General features: G+C 49.1%; 1 rRNA gene. It reads left to right on the forward strand.

The features are described 5' to 3' along the window. Positions 1–31 precede the first annotated feature (31 nt). Positions 32–2,318: ribosomal RNA gene (locus BTM19_RS12850) — 23S ribosomal RNA — on the forward strand; the annotation flags it as partial.

Consider the following 2,318-nt stretch of genomic DNA (forward strand, 5'->3'; position numbering starts at 1 on the left):
AACCGACTTGTTCGTGTTGAAAGTCAAAAAAGATTAAGTTATTAAGGGCGCACGGTGGATGCCTTGGCACTAGAAGCCGATGAAGGACGTTACTAACGACGATATGCTTTGGGGAGCTGTAAGTAAGCTTTGATCCAGAGATTTCCGAATGGGGAAACCCAGCATGAGTTATGTCATGTTATCGATATGTGAATACATAGCATATCTGAAGGTAGACGCGGAGAACTGAAACATCTTAGTACCCGCAGGAAGAGAAAGAAAAATCGATTCCCTGAGTAGCGGCGAGCGAAACGGGAAGAGCCCAAACCAACGAGCTTGCTTGTTGGGGTTGTAGGACACTCTATACGGAGTTACAAAAGAATAAACTAGACGAATCATCTGGAAAGATGAATCAAAGAAGGTAATAATCCTGTAGTCGAAAGTTTATTCACTCTTGAGTGGATCCTGAGTACGACGGAACACGAGAAATTCCGTCGGAATCCGGGAGGACCATCTCCCAAGGCTAAATACTCTCTAGTGACCGATAGTGAACCAGTACCGTGAGGGAAAGGTGAAAAGTACCCCGGAAGGGGAGTGAAATAGAACTTGAAACCGTGTGCTTACAAGTAGTCAGAGCCCGTTAATGGGTGATGGCGTGCCTTTTGTAGAATGAACCGGCGAGTTACGATTTGATGCAAGGTTAAGCAGTGAATGTGGAGCCGTAGCGAAAGCGAGTCTGAATAGGGCGTTGAGTATTTGGTCGTAGACCCGAAACCAGGTGATCTACCCATGACCAGGTTGAAGTTCAGGTAACACTGAATGGAGGACCGAACCGACTTACGTTGAAAAGTGAGCGGATGAGTTGTGGGTAGCGGAGAAATTCCAATCGAACCTGGAGATAGCTGGTTCTCTCCGAAATAGCTTTAGGGCTAGCCTCAAGTGATGATTATTGGAGGTAGAGCACTGTTTGGACGAGGGGCCCTTATCGGGTTACCGAATTCAGACAAACTCCGAATGCCAATCAATTTAACTTGGGAGTTAGAACGCGGGTGATAAGGTCCGTGTTCGAAAGGGAAACAGCCCAGACCACCAGCTAAGGTCCCAAAATATATGTTAAGTGGAAAAGGATGTGGCGTTGCCCAGACAACTAGGATGTTGGCTTAGAAGCAGCCATCATTTAAAGAGTGCGTAATAGCTCACTAGTCGAGTGACACTGCGCCGAAAATGTACCGGGGCTAAACATATTACCGAAGCTGTGGATTGTCCGTAAGGACAATGGTAGGAGAGCGTTCTAAGGGCGTTGAAGCATGATCGCAAGGACATGTGGAGCGCTTAGAAGTGAGAATGCCGGTGTGAGTAGCGAAAGACGGGTGAGAATCCCGTCCACCGATTGACTAAGGTTTCCAGAGGAAGGCTCGTCCGCTCTGGGTTAGTCGGGTCCTAAGCTGAGGCCGATAGGCGTAGGCGATGGATAACAGGTTGATATTCCTGTACCACCATAATTCGTTTTAAGCGATGGGGGGACGCAGTAGGATAGGCGAAGCGTACTATTGGATTGTACGTCCAAGCAGTAAGACTGAGTGTTAGGCAAATCCGGCACTCTTAAGGTCAAGCTGTGATGGGGAGAGGAAATTGTTTCCTCGAGTCGTTGATTTCACACTGCCAAGAAAAGCCTCTAGCTAGAATTGTGGTGCCCGTACCGCAAACCGACACAGGTAGTCAAGATGAGAATTCTAAGGTGAGCGAGCGAACTCTCGTTAAGGAACTCGGCAAAATGACCCCGTAACTTCGGGAGAAGGGGTGCTCTTTAGGGTTAACGCCCAGGAGAGCCGCAGTGAATAGGCCCAAGCGACTGTTTATCAAAAACACAGGTCTCTGCTAAACCGTAAGGTGATGTATAGGGGCTGACGCCTGCCCGGTGCTGGAAGGTTAAGAGGAGTGGTTAGCTTCTGCGAAGCTACGAATCGAAGCCCCAGTAAACGGCGGCCGTAACTATAACGGTCCTAAGGTAGCGAAATTCCTTGTCGGGTAAGTTCCGACCCGCACGAAAGGCGTAACGATTTGGGCACTGTCTCAACGAGAGACTCGGTGAAATCATAGTACCTGTGAAGATGCAGGTTACCCGCGACAGGACGGAAAGACCCCGTGGAGCTTTACTGTAGTCTGATATTGAAATTCGGCACAGCTTGTACAGGATAGGTAGGAGCCTGAGATGCGTGAGCGCTAGCTTACGTGGAGGCGTTGGTGGGATACTACCCTCGCTGTGTTGGATTTCTAACCCGCACCATTTATCATGGTGGGAGACAGTGTCAGATGGGCAGTTTGACTGGGGCGGTCGC

This window comes from Staphylococcus xylosus, assembly GCF_002732165.1.
Classification (GTDB): domain Bacteria; phylum Bacillota; class Bacilli; order Staphylococcales; family Staphylococcaceae; genus Staphylococcus; species Staphylococcus xylosus.